The sequence below is a fragment of the Photobacterium marinum genome, assembly GCF_000331515.1.
GTDB lineage: Bacteria > Pseudomonadota > Gammaproteobacteria > Enterobacterales > Vibrionaceae > Photobacterium > Photobacterium marinum.
The window spans coordinates 101,715-120,264 of the sequence record NZ_AMZO01000038.1 but is presented as its reverse complement, the minus strand read 5'-3'; the positions used below and the strand labels follow the sequence as shown (position 1 = coordinate 120,264).

Annotated in this window: 17 protein-coding genes and 1 pseudogene; 7 read left to right on the top strand and 11 right to left on the bottom strand. The window is 42.7% G+C overall.

Annotated elements, in window-relative coordinates; all coding sequences use genetic code 11:
• Positions 1–141 (top strand): annotated as a pseudogene (locus C942_RS24825) (IS3 family transposase); the annotation flags it as partial.
• A 47-nt stretch (positions 142–188) separates the two neighbouring features.
• Here the strand turns inward: C942_RS24825 and C942_RS22115 are convergent.
• Complete coding sequence (locus C942_RS22115) at positions 189–509, bottom strand: hypothetical protein (RefSeq protein ID WP_036801480.1); 321 nt, start codon at positions 507–509, stop codon at positions 189–191.
• Between the two features lie 411 nt (positions 510–920).
• Here C942_RS22115 and ttcA point away from each other — a divergent pair, with 411 nt between their 5' ends.
• Both ttcA and C942_RS22105 read left to right on the top strand, forming a co-directional pair.
• Entirely contained in the window at positions 921–1,850 is a 930-nt protein-coding gene (gene ttcA, locus C942_RS22110; RefSeq protein ID WP_007470543.1) for a tRNA 2-thiocytidine(32) synthetase TtcA, read from the top strand.
• A 123-nt stretch (positions 1,851–1,973) separates the two neighbouring features.
• Positions 1,974–2,465, top strand: a complete 492-nt coding sequence (locus C942_RS22105) for a peptidylprolyl isomerase (protein ID WP_036801479.1) — start codon at positions 1,974–1,976, stop codon at positions 2,463–2,465.
• 110 nt (positions 2,466–2,575) lie between these two features.
• On the opposite strand, the gene C942_RS22100 is transcribed toward C942_RS22105, so the two are convergent.
• Positions 2,576–3,745, bottom strand: a complete 1,170-nt coding sequence (locus tag C942_RS22100) for a D-alanyl-D-alanine carboxypeptidase family protein (protein WP_036801478.1) — start codon at positions 3,743–3,745, stop codon at positions 2,576–2,578.
• Between the two features lie 457 nt (positions 3,746–4,202).
• Between C942_RS22100 and C942_RS22095 the strand changes: the two genes are divergently transcribed.
• Entirely contained in the window at positions 4,203–5,687 is a 1,485-nt protein-coding gene (locus C942_RS22095; protein WP_007470538.1) for a carboxypeptidase M32, read from the top strand.
• A gap of 423 nt (positions 5,688–6,110) precedes the next feature.
• Here the strand turns inward: C942_RS22095 and C942_RS22090 are convergent, their stop codons facing one another.
• A complete protein-coding gene (locus C942_RS22090; RefSeq protein ID WP_007470537.1) occupies positions 6,111–7,835 on the bottom strand; it encodes a hypothetical protein in 1,725 nt (574 codons plus the stop codon).
• Positions 7,836–8,568: 733 nt separating this feature from the next.
• On the opposite strand from C942_RS22090, the gene C942_RS22085 reads away from it, so the two are divergent.
• Positions 8,569–9,318, top strand: a complete 750-nt coding sequence (locus C942_RS22085) for an oligogalacturonate-specific porin KdgM family protein (protein ID WP_007470534.1) — start codon at positions 8,569–8,571, stop codon at positions 9,316–9,318.
• A gap of 85 nt (positions 9,319–9,403) precedes the next feature.
• Here the strand turns inward: C942_RS22085 and C942_RS22080 are convergent, their stop codons facing one another.
• Positions 9,404–10,042 (bottom strand): hypothetical protein, encoded by a 639-nt coding sequence (locus C942_RS22080; RefSeq protein WP_007470533.1) that lies wholly within the window; start codon positions 10,040–10,042, stop codon positions 9,404–9,406.
• A gap of 322 nt (positions 10,043–10,364) precedes the next feature.
• Here C942_RS22080 and C942_RS22075 point away from each other — a divergent pair, with 322 nt between their 5' ends.
• A complete protein-coding gene (locus C942_RS22075) occupies positions 10,365–10,658 on the top strand; it encodes a hypothetical protein (RefSeq protein WP_007470531.1) in 294 nt (97 codons plus the stop codon).
• Between the two features lie 71 nt (positions 10,659–10,729).
• On the opposite strand, the gene C942_RS22070 is transcribed toward C942_RS22075, so the two are convergent.
• The 7 genes from C942_RS22070 to C942_RS22045 form a co-directional block, all read right to left on the bottom strand.
• Entirely contained in the window at positions 10,730–11,215 is a 486-nt protein-coding gene (locus C942_RS22070) for an RES family NAD+ phosphorylase (protein WP_232428210.1), read from the bottom strand.
• A gap of 48 nt (positions 11,216–11,263) precedes the next feature.
• Entirely contained in the window at positions 11,264–11,410 is a 147-nt protein-coding gene (locus C942_RS25545) for a hypothetical protein (protein ID WP_232428209.1), read from the bottom strand.
• A complete protein-coding gene (locus C942_RS22065; RefSeq protein WP_007470529.1) occupies positions 11,410–11,814 on the bottom strand; it encodes an MbcA/ParS/Xre antitoxin family protein in 405 nt (134 codons plus the stop codon). The genes C942_RS25545 and C942_RS22065 overlap by 1 nt, the downstream gene beginning before the upstream one ends.
• Positions 11,815–12,003: 189 nt before the next feature.
• Complete coding sequence (pepT, locus tag C942_RS22060; RefSeq protein WP_007470527.1) at positions 12,004–13,233, bottom strand: peptidase T; 1,230 nt, start codon at positions 13,231–13,233, stop codon at positions 12,004–12,006.
• Positions 13,234–13,480: 247 nt separating this feature from the next.
• A complete protein-coding gene (locus tag C942_RS22055) occupies positions 13,481–14,740 on the bottom strand; it encodes an ABC transporter substrate-binding protein (protein WP_007470525.1) in 1,260 nt (419 codons plus the stop codon).
• The gene (locus C942_RS22050; RefSeq protein WP_007470523.1) at positions 14,737–16,179 is read right to left on the bottom strand and encodes a HAMP domain-containing sensor histidine kinase; all 1,443 of its coding nucleotides are present in this window, start codon (positions 16,177–16,179) and stop codon (positions 14,737–14,739) included. The genes C942_RS22055 and C942_RS22050 overlap by 4 nt, the downstream gene beginning before the upstream one ends.
• Before the next feature lie 14 nt (positions 16,180–16,193).
• Positions 16,194–16,898, bottom strand: a complete 705-nt coding sequence (locus C942_RS22045) for a response regulator transcription factor (protein WP_007470521.1) — start codon at positions 16,896–16,898, stop codon at positions 16,194–16,196.
• Between the two features lie 209 nt (positions 16,899–17,107).
• Here C942_RS22045 and ptsG point away from each other — a divergent pair, with 209 nt between their 5' ends.
• The gene (ptsG, locus tag C942_RS22040) at positions 17,108–18,550 is read left to right on the top strand and encodes a glucose-specific PTS transporter subunit IIBC (RefSeq protein WP_007470519.1); all 1,443 of its coding nucleotides are present in this window, start codon (positions 17,108–17,110) and stop codon (positions 18,548–18,550) included.

Sequence of the window (18,550 nt, the reverse complement as noted above, 5' to 3'; positions counted from 1 at the left end):
AATACGATGAAGGAGCTCATGGTGTTAGTGAAAGAATCGATATCAATATATAACGACTTAAAGCCGCATATGAGCTTGGGGATGAAAACCCCGAGTGAAGTGCATGAAAAAGCCAGCAGGGATTACCTACTGGCTTCATAAAAAAAGCGTCAACCTATTTTAGGACTAGACATAATTACCAGCTAGCTTCACTTCTTGCTTTTCTTCTCTTCCGCTTTTACCAGTTTCTTTACCATGGTCGCCAAATAGTATTCATCATTTGCTTTGGAACAATAATTTTTGCTCAGACCGCGGCGGCGATACTCACTGGAAATAGCAAAGCGGGAGTGTTTTGCCTTGCGACCATAAAGGTATGTTTCACACAGCTCTACATTAGACATACGCTGCGGAGAAGATTTCACCGTACTACTGCGCATTCCAAGGCTTCTTGATTGATTTGCAGAACAACCAACAAGTGACGCTGTCACCAACCCCAGAACCAACACCTTAGTCCAACCAGAGAACGCCATGTTATACCCTTATCTAATACGAATAATAAACCTTTGAATTATAGCTGATAAACAGTGTTCATTTGAAGAGCCAGAAGTACTTTAGTGCTTTTTATTAACTTGTGAACTTCATTGTAAAACATCACACAAAGAAAAGACGGTGATCATGCTTATTTCCCACACTAATTTATACTCAAATCAAAGCTCCGCCTGCTTTTTCACTAAAACCGACAAGTTTATCTAAAAAGGTACTAGTATCTGCGGCTTGAATCCGTATCATTACACGCCACGAACTTTCTGCCGGGCACACCGACAGAGGAAGCAACAACTTTTCCTGAACAAATGGGACTGCAAGAGTAGAAAAAACGGTGTATTTCAAAGACCCGTATCAACCAACGTAGTCGTATCCCATTTTTCAAAGAGAGACAGAGAATGAGCGAAACTCAAGAGCTAACCAAGGCTCAGCAATACAACTTTAATAAGCTGCAGAAAAAACTACGCCGGAACGTAGGTAACGCCATTGCCGATTTCAACATGATCGAAGATGGCGACCGTATCATGGTTTGCCTGTCAGGCGGTAAAGATAGCTACACCATGCTGGAGATTCTGTGCAGCTTGCAGCGCAGTGCGCCTGTTAACTTTGAGCTGATTGCTGTAAACCTTGACCAGAAGCAGCCAGGTTTCCCTGAGCACGTGCTTCCTGAGTACCTTGAGTCTCTGGGTATCGAGTACAAAATCGTTAACGAAGATACTTACTCTATCGTTAAAGAGAAAATCCCTGAAGGTAAAACAACCTGTTCGCTGTGTTCTCGCCTTCGTCGCGGTATTCTGTATCGTACTGCGAAAGAAATCGGCGCAACTAAAATCGCGCTTGGTCACCACCGTGACGACATGCTGGAAACACTGTTCCTGAACATGTTCTACGGCGGCAAAATGAAAGGCATGCCACCTAAGCTGGTTTCTGATAACGGCGAGCATGTTGTTATCCGTCCTCTGGCATACTGCCGTGAGAAAGATATTGAACGCTTCAGCGAGATGAAAAACTTCCCTATCATCCCATGTAACCTGTGTGGCTCTCAGCCTAACCTTCAGCGTCAGGTTATCAAAGAAATGCTGCGTGAATGGGATAAGCGTTACCCGGGTCGTATCGAAACAATGTTTACTGCAATGCAAAACGTCGTTCCGTCTCACCTTGCTGACTTCGATCTATTCGACTTTAAGAGCATCAACAAAGATTCAGGCGCTATCGATGGCGGTGACATCGCATTTGATAAGCAAGAGATCCCTACTGCACCAGTTTCTTCTGAAGATGTTGCAGAGTTTGATCCAGGCGAACAACTTAACGTTGTGCAGGTAAACTAAGCATCTCATCTGAAACGTAAAAGAGCCGCACAATGCGGCTCTTTTTAATTTGAATGTAAATGATGGCCGTTGTATACAACTGATTTATTTCCTGCTTCACATACCAATAAAGTGACAAAACAGATGATTATTTTCACCACTAACTTGGGCGATATCGAGATCGAACTGAACAAGGATAAAGCACCTGTCAGCTCTAAAAATTTCTTGACGTATTGTCAGGAAGGTTTCTATGAAGGAACTATTTTCCACCGCGTTATCAACGGCTTTATGATTCAAGGCGGTGGTCATACCGCAGACATGGAAGAAAAGCCGACACGAGCACCTATTGTCAATGAAGCCAATCGTGGGCTGAAAAACGTAGTCGGCACAATCGCAATGGCGCGGACTGATGCCCCTCATTCAGCAACGGCGCAATTTTTCATTAACTTAGATGATAATGACTTCCTTGATCATACCGCAACTACCAACATGGGCTGGGGCTATGCCGTTTTTGGTAAAGTCATTGCTGGAATGGATGTTGTGAATGCCATTGCTAAAGTGAAAACAACGTCTAAATTCGGTCATGATGACGTACCTTGTGAAGCCATCATGATAGAAAAAGTAACCATTAAATAATGCGATGTATTGGGCCAATACTTACCGTGTTCTGACTGTTTTTCCGCTACTAATAGTTCACAACAATAGAAAAAGCCGTATCATGCGGCTCTTTCTTATTTGATTATGATTTACTTAAATAAACCGATGAAGAACAGCTTAATGTAATCTATCAATCTGCTGAAAACTCCCCCTTCCTGCACGTTTTCCAATGCAACTAAAGGAACGCTGGCAATCTCATTGCCATCAACCTGATATATGATCTTACCGACGACATCCCCCTGACTTACAGGCGCCATCAGCTCACTCTCAAGTTCAACGCTAGCCGTCATTTTCTTTACATCATTGCGTGACAATGTCACATAAGAGGCGTCTTGTGTACCTAGCGCGATACTGTCTGTATTACCCATCCATATACGCTCTTCCAGTACTTCTTCACCTTTTTGATGTGGAGACACTGTCTGATAGAAACGGAAACCATAGTTTAGCAGTTGTTTACTTTCAGATTCCCTACTTTTTGTACTGGAGGCTCCCATTACAACCGAAATTAATCGCATGTCTCCTTGTGTTGCTGAACTAGCTAAGCTATATCCGGCACCGCTGGTATAACCGGTTTTCATGCCGTCAACGTTTAAGCTCCTATCTGCCAGCAAACCGTTTCGATTTCGTTGGGTGATATTGTTATACGTAAAGGAGCGCTCTTTATATAAAGAATAAATATCCGGTAAATCCCTTATCAGAGCCTTACCTAATAGAGCAATATCATAAGGCGTTGAATAGAGAGAGTTATTATCCAGCCCATGTGCATTAGCAAACGAACTGTCTTTCATGTCGAGTTTTTTCGCCCACGAGTTCATCAGGCTGACAAAAGCTGACTCTGAGCCAGCTACGTGTTCAGCAATTGCCACGCTGGCATCATTTCCCGACTGAACAATCAAGCCTCGATACAAATCCATCATGTTTACTTCGGTATTAACCTCAATAAACATTTTGGACGAATCAGGAAAATTCCTAGCCCAGGCATTACGGCTAATCACCACAACATCATCTTCGCTAATATTGCCGCTCTTCATCTCTTGACCGGCAACATAACTGGTCATCAGCTTTGTCAGGCTTGCGGGATTAAGTCTTTGATGGGCATTTTTCTCAACCAGAATATGACCAGTATGATAATCCATAAGGACATAGCCTTTGGCACCGAGAACAGGCGGATCTGGAATAATAGTTGGAGCGGCAAAAGCTGATAAAGAAAACAAGGCAGCTCCTGCCAATAAAGCACGTAAAGCAGAACTCTTTTGCATAATGATGTAACCAGCCCTCTTTGATGGAACCAGCAGTATAACGAAGAGTTTTTCTTATGCTTGTGGCCTTAATGAAGTCTTACGATAATGCAAATTTCGTTACAAAAATCGCCGTAGTTGCCTGCTGAATCCAAACATTTCACAGCCACTTCGCCATATTTAAAGACACTATCATGGATATAGCCTTTTTCCAGAAATCTCTCGACTTTTCAGCTGTTTTGCAACTCATCTCAAGGTTTGTTATCACGCTTTTGCATATTGAGCACATTTGTAATTATTTGCGTATTGTTATCTCTCGAATATATTTGGCTGTAAAAAACTTAAACACTGGAATTTTCAAGTGAAATTGTCTTTTTATGTCACATGTATTTGTTAATGGAGTGAAACCTTTTATGCTATCCGAAGGAATTACACAGTGAATATAACTACCAGGGGTCCGTTAGCATGAGGATAGGTAATGAATTTCTACAAAAAACTAGCACAACATCATAGAAAGCTTTCTAAACTTTCACACCTCAACGCGATCTGCAGTTGGGACCAGGCATCAATGATGCCAGAAGGCGGTAACGAGGCTCGTTCTGAAGCATTAGCTGAACTGGCAGTGATGCAACATGAACTGGCAACAGCTCCCCACCTCAAAGAATGGTTCGAAAAAGCAGAAGCAGAGCAACTCGATAACGAACAGCGCGTCAGCCTGAAAGAAATGAAGCGAGAATGGCAGATGAACACCCTGCTACCTGCCGAACTGGTTGAATCACAATCGCTGGCTGGCTCTAAATGTGAACATGCATGGCGCAGCCAACGCCATGAAAATGACTGGCACTCATTCAGCAAGAATTTAAAAGAAGTGGTTGAACTGTCTCGGCACGAGGCACAAATTCGAGCAGAAGCAACTGGCTTGAGTCGATATGACGCCCTACTGGATATCTATGAGCCGGGCATGACCACCAAGCAACTCGACAGAATTTTTAATGATGTAAAGTCCTGGCTACCAAGTCTGATCCGACAGGTTCAGGAAAAGCAAGCAACTGAAGACGTGATCACCCCGGTTGGCCCGTTCCCGATTGAACAGCAAAAATCACTAAGCCTTGAAGTGATGAGTAAACTCGGCTTTGATTTTAACCACGGTCGACTGGATGTAAGTATACATCCATTTTGCGGTGGCGTATCGACTGACGTCCGGATAACAACCAGATATGATGAAGCAGATTTCACGTCTGCATTGTTAGGCGTAATCCACGAAACTGGCCATGCACGTTATGAACAAGGTCTGCCAGCCAAGTGGCGTGGCCTACCAGCAGGCGAAGCGCGATCAATGGGTATTCATGAATCACAGAGCCTGTTCTTTGAAATGCAGCTTTCACGCAGCAAAGCTTTTCTCGATATCTTGGCTCCACTGGCGAGTGATGCATTCAGCCGTCGTGACGATGCAGCACTAACCAGTGAAAACCTGGCATTATTTAATACTCGCGTAACACCTGATTATATTCGCGTTGATGCCGACGAGGTGACATACCCTGCCCATATCATTCTACGGTACGAAATCGAGCGTGATTTAGTTGAAGGTCATATCGAGGTTGAAGACATCCCGGAACTCTGGGACAAAAAAATGACTGAATACCTTGGCCTGACAACACGATGCAACCATACCGATGGCTGTATGCAGGACATCCACTGGACTGATGGAAGTTTCGGATATTTTCCGTCTTATACAATAGGTGCCATGTACGCAGCGCAGTTTATGGCAGCAATGCGCCGGGAAATGAATATCGAAAACCTGATCCATGCCCGCAACCTGTCACCGATTTTCAACTGGCTAGATCGACACATCTGGAAAAAAGCATCAACAGTTTCTACAGATCAGTTGCTCATTGAAGCAACCGGAGAAAAGTTAAACCCAGAGTACTTCAAGCAGCACCTTATCGATCGCTATCTGAAATAAACACAACGCAAGGCCGATTAGTTTCAGCCTTGCTTCCTCCTCTGTTCTTCATCCTGTCTTCAATCACTTATTTAGTATTAATATACTGATTTTATGGGACTAACACTGAATTGCTAGAAGCCTTACATTACCCTTCACTTGCACACTTTGGGACAAATATATGTAGAGCTTATGATCTAACATAGTCGTTCCGGTGATTGTTCTTTAACTTTCCAGACACATAGTCTGCCTCCACTTTTGCTTACTTGCAGCTTGAATGGTTTATCGAGCTAACAGAAGGTGAGGTAATAATTAGGGAACAAGGACTGTTCAATTAGATTGGTCGTAACATCGAATACAACAATGCGAAAGGCATAAAAAAACCGGCAAGTGCCTACCGGTTTTTACTGCTCTTAAGTAAGAATCAACATAACTGTCGCTAGATCAAAAAATATAAACTGCGCCAGCCTTAGGCCATGAACGGTCACTCCAGTCCAGTTCAGGATCTGACGGATGGCCTGGCGCACCTACCGCCAAAGTATTCGTGCCAGGTTTGAATTTCAATGAAGCACCAAATTCTTCCTTCACACCAGAAACACTATCACCAGTGATTGCACCTTCCGAAACATAATCTCGATTACCGTAATTGTTCAAACGGTAAATATAGACAGCACCATCAAGATCGCCACCTCGCTCCAAAGTATCTGCACTGGTATGGAAACCAAAGCCGCGCCATGGTGCTAACGGAGCCGAAACAGCAAGAAAACCTTTATCACTGAGCGCCAACTGGCTGCCGAATTTTTGTCCCGCGGATGCTTTTACCGGAGAAATGTCATCAATTTTGGACCAAAAGCCTCGCTGCTCATCATATTTATAAGTCAGTACGCGGTCTATGCCCGGTGCGCCCACCAAAATCAGGTTCGCTTGCTTATTAATCACTACAGAGCTACCAAAACCGCTGTTCTCCTTTGTGTAACCATCTGGCAAGCTCAGTGTTGCCTCAAGCTGCCACATTTCATTATAGTTCCTTGGGGATAGCGCCTTACGATACACATAAACTGCGCCACCATGGGCAATCTCACTCGCAGTCCCCTTTAGTAACGAGTCCATCGGCGCACCAATAACCATCACTTCATCCTTAGCGATGGCAACACTGGCACCAAATTGTGCATCCACTGCCAAACCGTCAGGGCGTTTGATCGTAAACTGACTAGGAGCCGGGATCGTCTTCATCGCGTTATCTGGCGCGGCCGGGAAGTGCAGAGCTTTAAAGTTGTAAAACGAAACTTCGCCACTGGTGTTTTTTGTCGGGTGGCCCATTACAATCATGCCCCCATCCTCGCCAGAACTGGCTAACGCTGCACCATAGCTGTCAGCTACAGGTCCACGTGGTGCGGTATGGCCCTGAAGCCAACGCTCTGTCTGACCATTATTCTGTATATCCATGGCTTTCGCCATATGAACAAAAGCCTCAGTTTTTCCAGACTCAGTCGGTTCCGTTGCTGCAGCAAGGAAGAAATCATCAAAGCTTCTACCTGCTGTCACAATTTGATTGGCTCGTGTTGTATGAGCATCAGCTGTTCTTAGATATGTTTTCTGCCATAAGCTTTTATCTACTTGGTATTGACCATCTGCTTGAGCAGAATAAATCTCAGCAATCCCTTTAGAATCATCAACGGTATTGATAACTAGGTAATCTTGCTGCCATGCAACAGCTTTACCAAACCGTACATTGTCCGAGTCATAACGACTAATGTGAGTTTTTACCCGGCCAACAGTTTGCTCCAGATTTTTCAGACGGAATTTTGCCGACTGAACAAAACAATAATTAGAGCGATCACATGCAAGCAGCTCATAATCAGCCGTCGCAGCATCCATATCGACCAGGTCAAGATCCAACTTCATCGAAGTTCCTGTAAGGTGCGAAGCCACTTCTTCACTGGTCAAACGTAAACTGGTTCCTCGATAACGCAACAATTTATAGTAATCGGCACCACGAACCTGGTTCCAATCAAGAGTCACGCCAACCCCCTGCTTTATCGTAGGAGTAACTGCAAGATAATTCCCTTTATCCTGAACTGCTGGCGATGAAGAAGTAGAGCTTCCGCCCCCGCCACATGCCGAGAGCCCAACAGCAATACATAAAGGTAACAACAGTTTTTTTGTCATGATTCAACTCAACCGGAATAATATTGTGATGCAAGGAGGGTGCGCCATTAGTGAACACCGTATAATTATTGCGGGAGTTTAAAAGATATATAAAATTATTTCTGTCATGAAATGTATTGATACAGATTATGCCCAGATGGAATTACTGGTACTGAGAATACTATATGCGAAGGCATTTAGGTCATTTTCCATACACCATTCACCCTGTTGATTATTTACTGCGCAAAACTTCAAGCTGATATTTTAAAGGATGCATTACAGGACAATGCGTACAGTGTAATGACCAACAATTATGGACGGTTATTTAGACTGGCACATCTGGAAAAAGCATCGACAGTTTCTACAGCTCAGTTACTCGTTAGAGCAACCGGTAAAAAGTTGAACCCAGAGTATTTTAAAAAACACCTTGTTGAACGCTAGCTATAAGCGGTTCTACATATTCCAAGAAAAACCAGCTTTTGCTGTTTTTTTATTCACTGTTGATACTCCAATTTATCATGCCATCAAATCATTTTTAATGATTTCCAAAGACTTCCAAACACATTAGAAACGACCTGAAATAACACACCTCATACTATGCCCTCGTCTTCTGGAGTGCATCACTAAGCACATCCATCAGAACGCATGCCTTTTTATACAAAGAAACAGGCTCTTACAGCCTTAGGAGCCTTAAGGACTGCGTAATTCAATACGGATAATATTGCAAGGAACGCTTCATTTATTGGAGTTAAACATGAAAATTAATAAAGTCGTGATTGCTACTTTAATCTCTGCTGTGGCAAGTAGTGCTTTTGCTGCCGATGACTTTAACACGGTTGTTGAAGCCAGCCATTCTAATCGTAAAGAAACTTCTCTAAAGTTGAATCAAAGCTTTTGGGGCGTTGATGCAAGCCTGGAGCGTGTATTTAGAGATGGCCTCGGTAAAGAACTCAATATCGAAGTGGGTTACCCTGCTGAAATCAAGCCGGGTTTTTCTATTACCCCTCAAGTCGAATTTACTCATCCAGACGGTTACGTAAAAGACTCCGTAAAGCCTTTCGATTTAGGTAACACATGGAAATTCGGTATACAAACAGATCTTGAAATCACTTCGAGATGGAATGTTATGTTCAGATATCGCTTCGAAACCGCGAAGCATGGTGGATTTACCGATTATGATTTTGGTGGCTTTAAAGATTCATCCGGAGATATCCGCCAAAATACTCATCGGCTTGAGTTGGGAACTGGTTATGAAATTGTTGATGATCTTGAACTGTCAGTTAAGTATATTGGCCGCATCTATCGATTCGACGAAAAAAATAGCGACAACGAAATTAAAGGACATAACGGCGATTGGGAATTCAAAGCCGCATACAGTATTGGTGATTTTACTCCATATGCTCAATATACAATCAAAAACTCTGATCACCTCAAGAGCGATATGGGCCGACTGAATTTGGCCAATGAAAATGAATTTAAAGTAGGTCTTTCTTACTCTTTTTAATACGAATATACAGAGGCTCTGAAAAGAGCCTCTGTTATAGGTCATGTTAGAAGAAACGCAAAACAGCTAGATTGGTAAAAAATCATTAATCTGATTTATAATCGGCATATTCACGCCATTCGAGCCAATCTATTGGGTTTCCATACTGCTTAAAAAAACGAATAGCACTTTGTGGGACAGCAACATCAAACTTGTCCTTAAAGTATTGATTTAATTTCCAGTGTGATGAATAACCTGATACCCATGCACTGTAAGCTATATCAGCTTTTTTCCAAAACAATGGATTAGCATGCCCTTTTTCTGATAAGAAAGGAAAAGAAGGCTTAATTTCTTCATGGGTTAGAACCGCATCTGAAACCATATTAAGGAGTTTATATAAATTGTTGGCTCCGAAATCTTTAATGCCTAATTTATCAATCTTACTTATATCATCCCCGACAATAGAAGCGACACGATTTAGCAGAAAATCACAGTTAAGTTCTAACCTGATCTCCCAACCGATCCAGTCTAATCGTTCAAAGATAAGATCGAGCACCTCATCCTTCGTAAACTTATCTTCTTTCAATGCTTTATTAAACGCTTTTGATTCGGGTTTTTCTCTCAGTAAGTAAGTCTGAAGATCCGGAAACTGTTCCAGACACTGAACGTTATGCGACAAAACATCAAGCAACTTTTCTTGATCGGTCAAAAGTAGACCTAAATCTGTCCTTGCTTTTTCGTTCATATCTCCCACCAATTTTTAGAGTGCTGCCACTCGCTATCCGATAATCTATTTGTAAGCTAACCTATCATTAATACTCAATAAGTTCGACACCATATAAATCTATTATCAAGAATCTCAAGCATTTATTACAGCAGACATAATCAATAGCGACATTTAATATATTTTCATCATTACCGTAAATTAAAAAATTGTATTCATCACAAATTTTCATGTCACACAAAAGCAGCTTTCTGTAATTATGTATGATTGGTCACAGTTTAGCCTTCTCTATTTTTTATACTGTTCAAGTTCATTCGATACATGACTTTGAAAAGGGAACTAAATGAAGTACAAAGCTCAAGACTTGAACTACAAAGGTAACAACTGTGGTGTCCATAACTGGATGACAGAACAAGGTAAATCATTTTACTGGCACCCAGACTGGCTTCATATTGCAGAAGATGAAACCGGCCTACGTGGTAAGCATGAGTTATCCATAGATAAAGGAGATAATGTTACTAAAGAACATGCTGTGACAGCGATTTTGAAGCATCTGAACAATGCCATTGTCAAACGTATCGATAACACCCCAGAATTTGAAGAAGCAGCTAAAGAAGCTGAAAAAGAACTAAAATAGCCCCTCTATTTTAGCAGTCACCCTATGCTACCAAGCTGGCATAGGGTGTTTTTTTATTTGCTCGCTTCTACTTATACCAACTGCATTTCAAATACTGCATTCACAGACTTGCCGTTCCATTTATAACTATAGTGTTTTGATTGGCAAACCTTGGTTACCAAATTTGGCTTGAATAATGCGTAACAATTGTAGCCCTGATGGCGAACCGATTGATAAACCACCCCATCCTGCTTCTCTGACTTGAGCGAACAGGCAAGTGCCTGTGAATGGCTGTAATTTGTTGGATGGTAAAGTTCTGAATCAAGATAAGTTTGATCAGTGATATCGGTTAGCTCAGCATTGAACCACGCATCAATACACCGCATCTGGATGTCCTGAGCAGGCTCTTGCGTATATCCCATCACTCGCTCCATATGATGTACCGTTTCTTTAATCGCAGTATGTACATCCGGCGCCGCATAATAAGCACCAAAATCGGCAGTATTAAACCTCGCGCCATCTGGATTAACATGGGTAAAAGCAGCCATCACATAGCTACAATGAGGAATACCAACCAAACACTCTTCCACCGGTACGCTGGCAAAGTTACCGACCTCTTCAGTCAGTCACGGATTGGTCAGGGCTTCAATCGCAAAAACGGCATCTAACTGGGATGCATCCGCCACATCTTCATATAAATTGATTGGCGGATACTTTGACGGGATCAGGCGATAGCAATGTTGATCATCAAATTTACGAGTCGGATATGACATCAGGACTGCCCACCCCGCCATGCGTTAAGGCGTGAAACAACCTGATATAAATCAACAACTTTACCCTGCATCATCACATCCATCGCTGAACGTCCGGCAAAAAACGGATGAGAATTCGGCTTCTGAACCCAGCTGTAAACACTTTCGTCGGAAGTAAACAATATCCGCAAGCACTTGTGGATATTCAGGATATAACTCATTCGCTCCAACAGATCTTTAGACACCTTGGCAGATTCCGGATGGCTTCGGTATTTGTTCAAAGTCGATCGACTGGTTAAGCCCAATACCGCCATTTGTTGGGCCTGTGTACATGACCATTTATCGAGAATATTAAACACCACTGGCAACACAACATTACCTGCGTCGGCCTGGGGCTGATTCTGTTTAGCCTGGGATGCGTTCATAAGCACCTCTCAACCATTTTTCATTGTCTATTTATGAACAAGATTAGCACTGATGATTATAAATAACCATCCTTGTTATATTCTATACCATCGCTACATCTTCTACCTGTTCTTCTGTAAACAACACAGATAAAAAAGAGCCGCATAAATGCGGCTCTTTATGGGAAGTATTACGCAGTTAATCAGAAATTACTGATATTTTTTCGCTGTGTTTTCAGCGACTTTTACAATCACTTTCACAGCCTGCTGCATACCTTCGACAGTGATGAACTCATGGATACCATGGAAGTTGTAACCACCTGTGAAGATGTTTGGACAAGGCAGGTTCATGAATGACAAACGAGCACCGTCAGTACCACCACGGATTGGCTTGATGATTGGCTGTACATCACACTCAATCATTGCTTCTTTTGCCAGTTCAATAATGTGTGGATGAGGCTCAACCATTTCACGCATATTGCGGTAGCTGTCAGTGATCTTCAGTTCAACGCGGCCTTTTACAAGCTTGCTGTTCAACTCATCTACTTTTTCTTGCATGAAGACTTTACGGCGCTCTAGGCTATCGCCATCAAAATCACGCAAGATGTAGTTCAGAACAGTCTTAGCAACACCGCCTTCCATTGCAACAAGGTGGTAGAAGCCTTCATAGCCTTCTGTGCACTCAGGTGTTTCTTCCGTAGGCATCATCAGCTGGAATTGTGCTGCGATGTTCATGGCGTTGATCATCTTATCTTTTGCTGTGCCTGGGTGTACGTTCACACCGTGGCAGATAATATCAGCGGAAGATGCGTTGAAGTTTTCATATTCCAGTTCACCAACCGGGCCGCCATCAATGGTGTATGCCCATTTAGCGCCAAATTTCTCAACATTAAACAAATCAGCACCACGACCGATTTCTTCGTCCGGTGTAAAACCGATGCAAATTTCACCGTGTTTAATTTCCGGGTGATCTTTCAGGTAAGCAATGGCTGTGATAATTTCCGCGATACCAGCTTTGTTATCTGCACCCAGCAGTGTTGTACCATCAGTTGTGATCAGGTTATGACCATGCAGTTTGTTCAGATCAGGATACTGAATCGGAGATAGCACCTCATCGCCAACACCAAGAGCAATATCGCCACCCTGGTAGTTTTCAACGATTTGAGGTTTTACATCTTTACCGGATGCATCCGGCGCTGTATCCATGTGAGCGATGAAGCCGATTGTCGGAACTTCATAGTCAATGTTAGATGGCAGACGAGCAGTCAAATAGCCGTTTTCATCCAGCTCTACACTGCTAAGCCCAAGCTCGACAAGCTCTTTTTTGATCTGTTCTGCAAGCACGCGCTGCCCTTCAGTACTCGGGCAGTGGTCAACTGATGAGTTAGATTGAGTTTCAAAGCTAACGTAACGCAAAAATCTCTCAATTAATTTATCCATGTCCCACTCTTAATTATCTGGTGAATCAGTTGTCTGGAGAATCAAGATGACCCTTTTGAATTAGAGGCTTTATAACGTACAAGGCTCGCCTCAGATAATGCGTACCAAGTATCAGGGACACAAAACTAAAATGACTTGCGATGAATCAGGTTTTCGTAAATTGAACGATTTAAATTCCCATTTTGCTAGCCATGTAGCAGCATTTGCTGCTTTTGAGTTAGATCTTGCACAACAATTCTAAGATTTCCTAAAGATTCAGATTACTTGACCCCATATTCTGCATATGAACGATAACATCATCTGGCTGCATGGTCGGGTCGTTGAAGAAACGGTACAACTCGCTGGATGCTGCTTTCTCTATAACCGGGCTGACCGCCATCGAATCAATAATACTTGGAACCAGGGTTCCCAATTCTTCTGCTTGTTTAAAGTCTAGCTTTGCTTTTAGCGCACAAGGATTAAAACCTTTCAGGGAAACATTCTCGTAGGCAGGAATTGAACCTTTCCTTCGGTTGAATTCATAAAGAAAATCTGGCTCAGAGACAATCTTTGCTATCCGATTTGCCTGTTCATTTGTCAGCAACGGCTTTTTGAATAAAGCAAAACTATCCATGTTGTAGATAAAGCCTGACTGTTGGAATGGTGTCGGAGAACAAAGAATATTGTCAGGAAATTCCCCGTTCATTGCCATCAACTCACCGGCAACCCAGTCTCCGGTGATCTGAAATGCCCGTCTTCCCTCTAACAAATCCTTTGTTGCTTCCTCCCACCTTTGCTTTGATAAGTCAGGTAGAACAATAGTACTGATCTGACGGAATTTTCTTAATGCTTCATGGGTTGTTGAGCTGGCCAAAATATCAGGGTCCAGTTCAATGAAAGCCTTTCTGTAATAATGCGGCCCACCTATCCCGAAAGCGATATTTTCAAACAACTGAACAATCTGCCAGGGTTCATTGCCAATCGCCAACGGCGAAACGCCCTTTTGCTTTAACTGAGAGAAAACATCAATCAACTGCTCCCAGCTTTCAGGCATTTTTAACTTATGTCGGTTCAGGATGTCCATATTCACCCACATCCAGTTAAGTCGGTGAAGCGTCACCGGCACTGCGACATAGTTACCATTATGCTGATGAATTCCACGAGCCAGTGAAAATAGTTTTTCATCCCAGTTTTGCTGTTTAGCTGCATCATCGAGGTTATGCAAAAAACCCAAAGCCGCCCATGATTTGATCGCGGGACCTTCCAATTGAGCCATATCCGGTGGATTTCCCGCGATGGCTCTTGCCTGCAAAATAGATTTGGCTGTTTTACCTCCGCCGCCCTGAACAGGCACATTGATAACATTTAGATCTGCTTCACTGAGCGCATCATTCACCACCTCAGCTGATTTAACTTCCCCCTGAGATGTCCACCAATGAAGGAAATGAACATCCTGACTTGCCAGCGTTGTATCGGCATAGGTTGTCAATAAACAGCCGACAAGCAAAGCAATTAAAGCATATCTCATACTTCTCTCGATAAAATTAAATGAGCTTCAAGCCCCTGACAGGGATGATTATTCAGTTTCAGATCGCCGCCATGAGAACGAGCGATGCTTCGGGATATCGTTAAACCAAGTCCGGAACCGTGAACATCCAGCTGTTCGGCTCTAAAATAAGGTTCAAATACCTTTTCAAGTAATTTGTTCTCGATACCGGGTCCATAGTCACGGATTGTAATTTCCAGACAATCGTCAGAGTCGGATACTGAGATATCTACCTTGCCACCATATAAAACTGCGTTATCAACCAAGTTATAAACACACCGCTTAATCGCGACGGGCTTTCCTACATAACGAACTTCAGGCGGAGAATTAAGTGTGATGCGCAGAGATTCCCGGTTGTAATATTCAACACATGTTCCGATTAACTGACTGATATCTATCCACTCAGATTCTTCATGTATGTCCGTTTCGCGAATACACTGCAAAGCGCCTTTGAGCATAAGATCGACTTCATTAAGCAGTTTCTCAAACCGCTTCTTTGTATTGTCATCATCCAGCATCTCCGTTCGCAGCTTGAGGCAAGCCAGCGGTGTTTTTAAATCATGAGATATCGCACTGAACAACATTTCACGATCACGGATATACGCCCTTACTCGACGATTCATTTTATTAAAAGCATGCACTGCGGCCCGAGTTTCCTTGCTGCCTTCTTCCTTTATTTCAGTCACAACCAACTGAGACCCCATCAAAGTTGCTGCTTTAGCCAATGATTTAACCGGCCGGATTTCTCTTTGTAAGATCCAGGCGGTACCGAGCATAAGCAAAATAGATGTAATACCGAGAAAGATTAGCTGCCGTTGATCCAAAAACTGTGTCGACAGAGATGAAAAAGGCACAGGAAGAACCGAAGCAATGTAAAACCATTCCTGGTCTGACATTTCAATTTGCATCACCAGTATCGGTAAATTCAGTTCACCCAGAACCAGGCTGTATTTTGTCCATATTTCAGGCAACTCATCCAGTTTAATTCCCGAATTAAATACACGGATGTCTTCTCTTCTGGTGATGGAAACTCTGATATTTTTTGCTGAAGCCATTTTATTCTTTAGTTCTTTTTCTGTCAGTTCTGATAACCAGTGAGTGAAATTATAACCAGCAATGTTTTCATTAGGCACATATGTATTATTGATTGAAATAAAAAAGCGTGTACCACCGGCCTCTCTCAACTGATTAAGAATAAGATGTCGATAATTAACTGGTAATGACTTAAAATAATTATACGTTTCTGATGCTGCGCTTGATATATTCAACATTGTACTGGTTATATTTTCTTTTTTTGATTCTTCATTTGCCTGAAACCATATTGCTCCGGCAATTAATTCAGCGATAACAATAACAACCAACAATGTCACACCGACACGAAATGAAATTGACTTAAAATAAACAGGTTTAAGTTTTCTCATAACGCCTATATCACTTATGCTTCATAAATAGAATCAACTGCCAGCATATAGCCTTTATTTCTGACTGTAATAATTATTGAACGTGAATCATCATGAAGATGTTTACGTAAACGGCTCATCTGAACATCGATGCCCCGCTCCATCGGTTCAACATCTCGCCCCCATACACACTGAGCAATCTCATCCCGGCTGAACACCTTGTTCGGATGCTGTAATAGCAGGCTTAACAATGAAAAATCAGCACCAGATAGCTGAACCGCGTCGCCAGTTTCATGAATTAACTGCCTTTTGACGGTATCAAAAGTCCAGTTCAGAAAGCCTATCCTGCGATTAAACGGTGTGTTGTTGCTAAACTGACTCCGACGCAACAAAGCTTTTATTCTCGCCAATAATTCCCTTGGACTAAATGTTTTCGTTATATAGTCATCTGCACCAATTTCTAATCCAGCGACACGATCAACCTCATCACAAACGGCAGTTAACATAATAATTGGAACGTGTGACCTTAACCTTATTTTGCTGCAAAGCGTTAAGCCATCATCACCAGGAAGCATGATATCCAACACAATTAAGTGTGGTTCCTGATGATTGAAATGTTGCCACATCTCATCACCATCAGATGCAGTAATAACATTAAATCCGGAACGACTTAAATACTCACTTAAAGCATCCCTGATTTCTTCGCTGTCATCCACAACCAATATTGTTTTCTGTTCCATGCCGAATCCTTTCTTAACATGAGCGATTTAACTTATAAGGTCTTCACTTGTATATCGCAACATTTTTTATTGGTATTTAGATGTAGTTACTATTTTTATTTACTTTGTAAGCATTCTATTACAAACGAATAACCATAATTTACCTTACCGAGTATTTATTCCTTTAATGTTGAAACTGAACAATCGTTAACAATATAAGGATTATCTCTATGTTCAGTTCTACCTTTGGTATTCTACAAAGAATCGGGCGGTCGCTGATGCTACCTGTCGCTGTATTACCAATAGCCGGTCTGTTACTAGGTATTGGTTCTGCCAACTTCTCATGGCTACCGGATTTGGTTTCCAACATTATGGCAATGTCCGGTGATGCGGTTTTCAGTAACCTGGCGCTTATTTTTGCAATTGGTGTGGCGTTAGGCCTGAGTGATAATGATGGTGTTGCCGGACTGGCTGCAACCGTCGGTTTTGCAATTCTCACCGCCACTATGGGGGTTATGGCCAAATTGCACGGCATAGAAACTGCTACTGTCATTGGTATACCTACCATCAATACCGGTGTTTTTGGCGGTATCATTATTGGTGCAATAGCCGCAGTCCTTTATGGCCGTTTCTATAATATTAAGCTTCCTGAATACCTCGGGTTCTTTGCCGGTAAACGCTTTGTGCCTATTGTTACCGGCCTGAGCGCCATAGCTCTGGGTATTGTGATGAGCTACGTATGGCCACCAATCGGTGGAATGATCGACAGCTTCTCACACTGGGCTGCCTACCAGAGTCCAACACTTGCTTTTGGTATCTATGGTTTTGTTGAACGTTCGCTCATTCCATTCGGTCTTCACCATATATGGAACGTTCCTTTCTTCTTTGAAGTCGGTGAATATATTAACCCTGAAACCGGTGATGTGATCCGAGGTGAAATTCAACGTTATCTGGCTGGTGACCCGACTGCCGGTAACCTTGCTGGTGGTTATATGTATTCTATGTGGGCCCTACCTGCGATTGGTCTGGCTATCTACCGCTCTGCCCGCCCTGAAAAGCGTGCGCTTGTCGGTGGTATTATGGCTTCTGCCGCACTAACTTCATGGCTAACCGGTATTACAGAACCTATGGAGTTCTCATTCCTGTTCGTAGCACCTGTGCTATATGTCATCCACTGTATTTTTACCGGTCTTGGCTTTGCTCTTGTCAGTGCACTTGATATTCACCACAGCGTCACCTTTGCTCACGGTGCCATTGACTTCCTGATCTACTACCCACTGTCCAGCAATGCATGGCTGTTTATTGTTATCGGTCCAATCTGGGCTCTGATGTACTACACCGTATTCCGTCTGATGATCACTAAGATGAATCTGATGACTCCGGGACGCGAAGCCGACGAAAGCGACATCACTCAGGTAGCAGAAATTGGTTCTGAACTTGCTGAGAAGCTGATCACTGCACTTGGCGGTAAAACGAATATCAAAAATGTTGATGCTTGTATCACTCGCCTTCGTGTGAGCCTTCACGATATCAAGCAGGCTGATGTGAATACCATCAAGAAATTAGGTGCCCGTGAAGTTCTGGTTATCGGCGATAACTTACAGGCAATCTTTGGTACTAATTCAGACAATATCAAAACAGAAATTAATGAAGTGCTGGTAGCAACCAATTAA